The sequence below is a fragment of the Armatimonadia bacterium genome (assembly GCA_039679385.1).
Lineage (GTDB): Bacteria > Armatimonadota > Zipacnadia > Zipacnadales > JABUFB01 > JAJFTQ01.
On record JBDKVB010000171.1, the window covers coordinates 1 to 7,901 of the forward strand.

Consider the following 7,901-nt stretch of genomic DNA (forward strand, 5'->3'; position numbering starts at 1 on the left):
TCCCTGAGTTCCACCCACAGCTCCTCAGCGGTGAGGACGATCGGCGGCGAGGCGAACAAGGCGATCCGAACCTCGCGCGTCTCCCCGCTGTAGGTCAGGTCCGAGATCCTGTCCGCAGGCACCTCCATGCTGATCGATGCCGATAGCGCGGACCGCACGACCAGCACGGACTGCACCTGCGCGTGCTCTCTCCCTGCCAAGGGCCAGACCATGCGGTGCGGGCGTGTAGTCTCGGTCAGCCGCCAGACACAGAAGCTCGCTTCGCGTGATGCTGGATTGTGGAGAATGCTGTCCTCTTCCAGCATGGCGTCGTGCAGAAGTGCGCCAATCTGCCTCAGGGCGTCCGCACTCCGAGCGATCAGAACGCGTTCGTCGGGCGTACCGTTCCGCAACTCCATATCTGCACCGCTTTCCCTACACAAGCAGCCCTTGCTCCGATAGCGCTCTCACCTCGCCAATCTAGGTTGCGTTCGACATGCCCTCAACCTCATGAGGAACCCGCTCGTCTATGCCCCAGGCCCTCAGGAGCCGTCGCCACTGCATCCGCACCACACTGGCCGTTTCCTCGCTCCCCTCCGCATGTAACAGGCCGGCGAGCATCTTGTATGCCAGAGGATCAGCCGGGGCGACAGCCAGGGCAACGGCTAAGGCGGCTTTGGCCGCCTGGAGGTCTCCGGCTCTCTGCTCGCAGATCGCTCGCGTGATATGGACGAGCGGCCAGTCGGGCACTTCGCGAGCCATGGCGTCAAGTTCTGCCCGGGTCCTGGCGATGTCCGGGCATTCCCGCTCCCGCGTGTCGATCGCAGCCAGTCTGCTAAGGTCCGACGCGGAGGAGTCGGTCCGTCCGTCGAAGGGCATGAGCAGTCGTCGGACAAGGAACTGGCACAGAAACCACATCCGGAGTACCCCCTTTGCTCGTCACTCCAGCACCGAACCGCTTCGTCTGATCCTCCCCTGCGGCGGGACCCATAGCAGATAGTCGGGCTGCTGCCGCCTCGGGCAGGACTTCAGCACTGCGGAGCCGACCAGAACTCCCGTCACAGCCCGATCGCAGCCTACGACCGCGTCGCCTCTGTCATCCAGGCGGCAAGCTCAAAGGGCCCCAGCCGCACACTCCAGCCACCTTCGGTCCGTAAGAGCGCCGGCGATCCGCCGAGCTGCTGCACCTGCGCTCCGACTGCGGACAGCGGAAGGCTCACCTGTGTCTCGACGGGCGAAGCGTTCACCACGTACAGGTAGCGCTTCCCCTTCACCTCGCAGGTGCGTCCGACGACCTTGTCCTGCAGCCCGGCAAGCTCCGTCCAACTGCCCACGGGGAGCTGACGAAATACCCGGGCGAAGCGCTCAACCTGCGCCTCATGCCCCACGGTACCCACCGTGAAGCCACCCGTCACCACGATCTCGGGGTCAAGAGCAGCCATCGAGTGAGCGTAGTACTCCATGAAGCCGTCGCCACCCGGCACGATCGCCGAGGCAAGCCAGGAGGGGTCCTGATACCAACCACAGGCCAGGGGATTCTGCCGGTTGCCTGCGCTCTCAAAGTAGCGATTGTAAAGGAAGACGCCGCAGTCCGCTGTCGGACGGTACTCACGGAGTTGGTCGTCGCAGAAGTCCATCTGCCGCACCGACAGCAGGGCCTGCTCGGACCCCGGCTGACTGTTGGCCAGGCAAAAGCGGTAGTCAGGGGGACCCAGGTGCTTCACGAACGCCACACCCGGCTTCTGCCCGAGAAGCGTCGGATCGATACCGGCCTCGCGACTGAGATCGGCCAGCCGCGTGCCCTGCTCCCAGCGTTTCCTGAGGTCTGCGTGGACGGCCGGAATCGGGTGCAGAACTACCGCCACCAGCCTGAGGTCGGGACGCTTGCTACGCAGAACCTGCGCCACCTGCCCGTAGTAGCTCGCCAACCGTGCACAGCGCCAGTGGATCCACTGCTCGCGAGCTTGGGCCAGGAGCCAGTCGTAGCGCTTGCCAAACCGCTGCGGGTCTCGAGAGTCCACGGGCACCTTGAGGCCGGTATCGCGCTCGAATTCCGCGAGGGTCCAGTCGTCGTAGCCCACATCGAGCCCCCCTAGCTGCAGGAGCTGACAGCGGGTGAGATGGAAGGCGATGCCCCCGAAGGCCGGCGACTGAGCATGCCTCTCGGCCAGCTCCTGCACCAGCGCCAGTACACGCTCCTGCACGCGCGGGTGAAGCGCGTTGTAGGCTGGTGGCTGGTTGTGCCAGGTTCTGCCTGTCACACGTCCATCGCGCGTCACGGCGTTGAAGGTAGGCTCACCGGCCTGGACGCTCTGAGCATCGGCATTGCCCGTTGCCACCAGCGACGGCAACTCGTGCACATTCAGCGTCGGGTAGAACCTGAACCCCCGCTCCTCAAAGCGCCTGAGGAGGATGTCCATCCATCCCGCAGCAGGCATGTCACGTCCACCAAGCGTGCCACTCTCTTCTACCAGCGAGCTGTAGATGGGGCCGTTGTACCATACCGCAGGATGGAAGAGCACGTTCTCGCCGGTATAGTCCATGAGGTCGCACAGATTGCAGATGGCGTGGTCGAAGGCCTCGAAGCCCGGACCTTCAGCGCCGACGCACCACGGCAACGGTGCGGCGTCCTCCCAGTACAGACCGATCTGCCGAGCGTTGCCAGCCCCTGCGACGGGGCTGGAAGGGAGGCCGCCATCGACCTCATAGGCCTCAACGCTGACAGCCGCTGCCGGTCGGCCTGTCTCGCGTGTAGTGAAGATCACGCTCTGGCGAGGGTCTCGTGCCCACAGGACGCAGTCGAGTGTCTCCACGCGGTTCGAGAGCGGACTCGTGACACCCGTCAGGTACCCGGTCTGAGCGTTGTACAGGTCGGCCTCCTTGGGGGAGCAGGCGACGACCTCGCAGGTGCGTGCCTTGTCGTCGGGGTAGCGTACACGAAGCAGGTGGAGCCCGGGTCGGCGCAAGGTGAGCCGCACCACGAACCGCGATCCTCTCTGGCCACCGGCTTCGCGGTAGCGACCTACTGGCGCGTCAACCACACGGCTACTGCCGTCCTCGCAGAGCTGCTCCGGTCCCAGGTTCTGCGTCAGGTCAACGGAGGCCACCCTCTCGAGCTTCAGCTCGCCCTGCGGCCTTCGCGCATGCGGCGCGAGCACGTAGACAGGCATGCGGTAGAGGTCGCGACCGTCCGCCCGCAGGACCAGCGAGTACATGCCCGGTTCCCCGGCGTGGTAGCCGAGTCCGACGCGAACCACGCCACGTGGGCCTACCGAAAGCTGTGGGGTTCCCTGGGCGACGGCAGCGCCCTTCGACGAGAGCAGCGCCACGGAGGCGCTGACGGCGAAGGGCGTCTCGCCGGAGTTGAAGACTGCCACCTCTGCCCGTTCGCCCTGACCCAGCATGCCGACGCCCCTAACCGGGTAGAAGCGCAGCGCATCCGCCGGTCGCAAGACCGCTCGGACCTGGGACGCATCCTCGGCCATCGCCCGCGCCAGTTCCTCCTGCGAGAGTGCCCGGTTCCACACGCGGACCTCGTCGATGAGACCCGAGAAGTCCTGACCCACGGTCACAAGGTCGCCGCGCGAGATCGTACCGGTGGCAGGTGCGCCGGCGTCCAGTTGGCCGTCGAGGTAGATCCGGCGCTGCGTGCCGTCGTAGACCGCTGCGAGGTGATACCACCGACCGGGCTGGAGCCTGCTCCGACTGAGCAGCCAGTTCCCCGCCCACTTGCCGTCGAGAGCGAGTTGGAAGCGGACCTGCCCTCGGCCCTGAGGATCAAGGCCAAGCCGGTACCCACGCTCGCGGTTGAGGACGAAGCCCGTCTGCTGGGCGTCCTCGAGGCTTACCCAGGCGGCGACCGTCACAGCCTGATCGCACTCCAGCTCTCGCATCTGCCCGATAAGCACACCTCGGCCGCCCTTGCTGAAGTGGAGGGCTCCCCCGAGTTTGCCGGTGCCCCAGGTCGCTTGCCTGAGGGTTCCGTTGCCGGTGCTCCCGAAGAGGTTCCCCCTCTCGCCCACAACATTGGTGACCTGGTCTCCCTGGCCCTCATCGAGGGGCCAGTAGCCTACCAGGCCATCCAGTGTGGAACCAGCGGCCGCCTGCGCAAACATCACTGCGAGCACAACCGCCAGCCTGTACAGGCTCCCATGGGCGCGGACTGGTCTCATGGCTCACCTCGGGGTGGGAGTTCGGAACGTCTGGAGAAGAGACCTGGCAACTTCCGGCCAGTCACCATCCTGTCCTCCCTGGCCGGCCATGGTCCGCCGGCCTTCGTCGTCGTAGCTGTAGTACAGGCTCTGCAACAGCCCGCCCGTGCCGGCGTGCAGCAGGCTCTGCACCTGCCCGGCGTCGTAGTAGTTGTAATAGCTGGTTACCTGGTTCGGCAGCCGTCGCGTGAGCTGCAGCCCCCGAGGGTCGTAGGCGTAGTAGGTCGCCTGCTCCCAGGGATCGCACAGGGCGCTGAGCAAGCCCCGCTCAGTGCAGCTCTCCGGACAAATCGCTTCCATCATCAGTTGCCCTCGGCCTCGGGCGGCTCCGGCGGACACGGCACCATGTTGGGCCACCCCAACGAGGCTACCATGTAGCCCAGCGTGTCACCCGCGTAGTGTCGTTGTGTCTCATGCTGCGCTGCACGAGTCTCGGGAGCTGATGAACGCTTCCTGTCACACCGCACACCTGCACGCGTGATGACCTCCGTGTGCGCGTCCATGCCGGTATCGTCGAGCCATATGCGATCCCAGGGGCGCAGCACGCGCGGGCAGAGACCGAAGAACTCCCCGAGGGCCTCAAGCGCCTGCCGCACGGTCTGAACGCCCACGTCGCCTGCCTCGGAGAACAGCGCATGCAACTCCGACCACTCCATCTCGTCGCGCCCGGCCCATGTGAACAGATTCCTGATGAAGACCCGCCAACCACACCACCTTGGGTCTTCTAGCAGCAATACGTCATCGGCGGACGCAGGCCACAGATGGCACCTGCTTGCGAGAGCCACCAGATCACTGACTGTCATCGCGGGGTCAAGGTCCCTACCGTAAGGCCGGAAGGACAGCCGCAGGAAGGCAAACAGCACCCCAGGGATGGCCCCCCTAAGTGAGAGCCTGAGTCGCGCTTCCCACACCCTCCCCGGCGCGCCGAAGGCTACCTTCCGGGCAAGCTGCCCCTCTTTGCCCGCCTTCTCGAAGAGCTCGGAGAGCGTGATCTCGGGCCGGCACTGCTCCTCGGGACAGTGCAAGACGTAGCAGAACACACGGGCCCACTCCTGGAAGCCCGGTGTAGGGGCGGAGAGGCCTCTCTTGCCCCGCGCTCTCGGCATAGGTGCGCTCCTCTTCGGTCCCACGTGTCTGCGGTGCCTGTCTCCCGCGTCTGTTGGGCGGACGGCCCTGTGGGCGTCGTGTCGGCTCCGCCTTCGCCTGGATGTCTCCCGGCCCTCAGCGCGGCAGTGCTTAGGGCTCAGACGACCCTTCTGTCGCCCGGGTCTTCTCCCACTCTTGCACGCGCAACTCAGAGGTGAACAGCCCCACGTCCTTTCGGGCCTGTGCAAGATTGGGGTCGAGCTTCACCGCCGTCTGCGCCTCGGCAATCGCCCCCTTGAGATCGCCCTTCGTCCGCAACAGCCACCCGAGGTCCGAGTGTGCAGGTGCGCTGTGTGGGTCGAGGCGCAGCGCCTCGCGGATCTCCTTCTCGCCCTCGCCGAATTGCCCCTGGAGGATCAGCACAGCCCCCAAGTTCGCGTGACCCAAGGCGCTTTCGGGCTCAAGCTTGAGGGCCTCGCGCAGCTCCCGCTCTGCCTCATCGTTCTTGTGCTGGAAGGCCAGCACACGCCCGAGGCTGGTATGGCCCGCGGCCGAGCCAGGATCGAGTCGCACGGCCTCTCGGAGTTCCCGCTCGGCCTCGGAGTAGCGCCGCTGGTCCGTGAGGGCGTCTCCCAGGGCGCACCGTACCGCCGCATCTCGCGGGAGGAGCGAGACGCCCTCGCGGTAGCATGAGATCGCCGATGGCAGGTTCCCAGACCACTCCTGCGCTCGGCCGAGTCCCATCCAGGCGTAGGCATCCTTCGGAGCGGACGCCAGCAACTCACGGAGCAGCTCGATAGCTTCCTTCTGCTTGCCGGCACGCGAGAGAGAGAAAGCCCACCAGCGCCGCGCCTCAAGCTGATGCTCCTGCGAAGCACGTTGGGCGTTCTGGACCGTCGCTTCAAACTGCGTGGCTGCCTCCCCATAGCGCCCGCGCTGGTAGTACAGCGCGCCCAGGTCATAGCGCATCCGCCAGGACTTGGGCGACTTCCGGACGCCCTCTTCGTACAGCCGCAGTGCCTCAGCAGGCTTGCCCACGGCTGAGAGTGCAGAGGCCATTTCCGATACGACCCGCCAGCTCCCCGGTGCATCGCGGTACGCGAGCCGGTACTCGGCGAGTGCCTCCTCATGTCGCTTCAGCCGGTTGAGGGCGCTCCCGAGACTCGCACGGTCCTCCCAGGAATCCGGGCGCAACTGCACCGCGGTCTGCATCTCGCGAAGCGACTCCTCATAGGCCCGCATCGCGCCGAGAGCGGCGCCAAGGTACCGGTGCGCCCAGTCGGCTCGCGGGTACCGAGCGACGGCTTCGCGTCCGATGGACAGGCACCCGCCGAAGTCCCGGGCAAGCGCTCGCTCCCTGAAGTCGCGACCCATTCGCCACTCGGGGTAGTAGCGCCAGCACAGCCCGCCTGCCACTCCCACGGCGCAGACGACACCGACCACGATCGCCGACCTGAGGCGTCCTCTCATCGTCAGTTCGTCCTCACTGAGCTGGCAAGAGTACCGGGCAAGTGGACGCCGCCCGGCGTCAGTGTCGCACGTGTTCCACAGGACCAGCAGCGACCACTCATGTCTGCATCAGCCACCAGTCCACTACGCTACCGTCGATGCCGAATCGAAGGCAGAGCAGATCGACGTCCATGCCGAACCCGGAGTACCCGCCGAGCGCATACTGGAAGGTCCGGGCCACGCGTATGTCGTAGTCTGAGGGCACCTCGGAAACCCGAGCGGGGAACTCCCAGTCCACGTAGTCAGGGTCACCCAGAAGCTGCCTCACGTCCTCCCGCCGAAGCCCGACCAAGGGATGGTCTCGGAGCAGCGAACGCAGCATGCTTCCGCGCGGGTTGCCGAGCAGCTCGCCTCGATCAGCCTCTCGCCACACTGCGCTGTCGAAGGGCCTGCTGCCCCAGCCCAGGGTCAGGAACCAGTACTCGCCCGGGCGGAGCCAGCACCAGAGCGTCAGCGCCACAAGGAAGGCCGCCGCCACTGCCCAGACGACCCGGCGAGAGCACCTCCGCCTCAGTCTGCGGACAACTGCCACTGCCACACACGCGAAGGCCAGGGTCACGACCAGCCATGCGAAGACTCCCGCATGCAGGACCGCGGCAATTGCAGCCAGCAGCAGAAGGACCAGTGCTGATACCTCGGAAAAGCTCAGATCAGTCCCCAGCATAGTCGGTCGCCATCTCGGCATCTGGGCGCACATAGACTTCCTCTGCCCCTGGCCGTTCCCACCTCGCGCCTTACCTGTCACGACGCTTCCCGCCCATACGTCACCACCCACGGGGTCTCCTTCAGCTTCACCAGTCCTGCTCGACGAACGATTCCCAAATGCATCCCCTGCGCCTGCTTGAGATCGGGGAGACGCACCTTCCGCCCACCCGCATCCAGGACTCCAGACGCGCTTGCGATCCCCCTCAGGCTCTCGTCCACATCCCACGTGAAGTACGTCCAACCCTCGACGTCGTGCTTGCTTGCCATCGCCCCGTCGGCTTGCCACTGGTAGTAGGTCGTCTCGCCGTTCTTCGTCAGCCTCGTAGTGCCCTACTGCCCCGCTGGCGAGGGAGCGGCGTCGCCTTGCGGCCCCTCGGCCGGACCCGTATCAACCTGAGGCTTCGCCAGCGA

7 protein-coding genes are annotated in these 7,901 nt (G+C 66.0%); all 7 read right to left on the bottom strand.

Annotated features, from left to right (window positions below; genetic code table 11):
• Nucleotides 1-398: hypothetical protein (locus ABFE16_19715; protein ID MEN6347528.1), on the bottom strand; the 398-nt coding region annotated here is incomplete at its 3' end.
• Nucleotides 399-459: 61 nt separating this feature from the next.
• Entirely contained in the window at nt 460-897 is a 438-nt protein-coding gene (locus ABFE16_19720; GenBank protein MEN6347529.1) for a hypothetical protein, read from the bottom strand.
• 158 nt (nt 898-1,055) lie between these two features.
• On the bottom strand, nt 1,056-4,151 hold the full coding sequence (locus ABFE16_19725; GenBank protein MEN6347530.1) for a LamG domain-containing protein: 3,096 nt from the start codon (nt 4,149-4,151) through the stop codon (nt 1,056-1,058).
• A gap of 3 nt (nt 4,152-4,154) precedes the next feature.
• Nucleotides 4,155-4,493 (bottom strand): hypothetical protein, encoded by a 339-nt coding sequence (locus ABFE16_19730; GenBank protein ID MEN6347531.1) that lies wholly within the window; start codon nt 4,491-4,493, stop codon nt 4,155-4,157.
• Nucleotides 4,493-5,296 (bottom strand): hypothetical protein, encoded by an 804-nt coding sequence (locus ABFE16_19735; GenBank protein MEN6347532.1) that lies wholly within the window; start codon nt 5,294-5,296, stop codon nt 4,493-4,495. Before ABFE16_19735 ends, ABFE16_19730 begins: the two co-directional genes overlap by 1 nt.
• Before the next feature lie 130 nt (nt 5,297-5,426).
• Nucleotides 5,427-6,746 carry a tetratricopeptide repeat protein gene (locus ABFE16_19740; GenBank protein MEN6347533.1) on the bottom strand — a complete coding sequence of 440 codons (1,320 nt, stop codon included), beginning with the start codon at nt 6,744-6,746 and terminating at the stop codon, nt 5,427-5,429.
• Nucleotides 6,747-6,843: 97 nt separating this feature from the next.
• Nucleotides 6,844-7,449, bottom strand: a complete 606-nt coding sequence (locus ABFE16_19745; GenBank protein MEN6347534.1) for a hypothetical protein — start codon at nt 7,447-7,449, stop codon at nt 6,844-6,846.
• Nucleotides 7,450-7,901 lie beyond the last annotated feature (452 nt).

Coding starts and splice junctions, on each gene's coding strand:
- ABFE16_19720 (MEN6347529.1), bottom strand. CDS start 897: ATGTGGTTTCTGTGCCAGTTCCTTGTCCGACGACTGCTCATGCCCTTC.
- ABFE16_19725 (MEN6347530.1), bottom strand. CDS start 4,151: ATGAGACCAGTCCGCGCCCATGGGAGCCTGTACAGGCTGGCGGTTGTG.
- ABFE16_19730 (MEN6347531.1), bottom strand. CDS start 4,493: ATGATGGAAGCGATTTGTCCGGAGAGCTGCACTGAGCGGGGCTTGCTC.
- ABFE16_19735 (MEN6347532.1), bottom strand. CDS start 5,296: ATGCCGAGAGCGCGGGGCAAGAGAGGCCTCTCCGCCCCTACACCGGGC.
- ABFE16_19740 (MEN6347533.1), bottom strand. CDS start 6,746: ATGAGAGGACGCCTCAGGTCGGCGATCGTGGTCGGTGTCGTCTGCGCC.
- ABFE16_19745 (MEN6347534.1), bottom strand. CDS start 7,449: ATGCTGGGGACTGATCTGAGCTTTTCCGAGGTATCAGCACTGGTCCTT.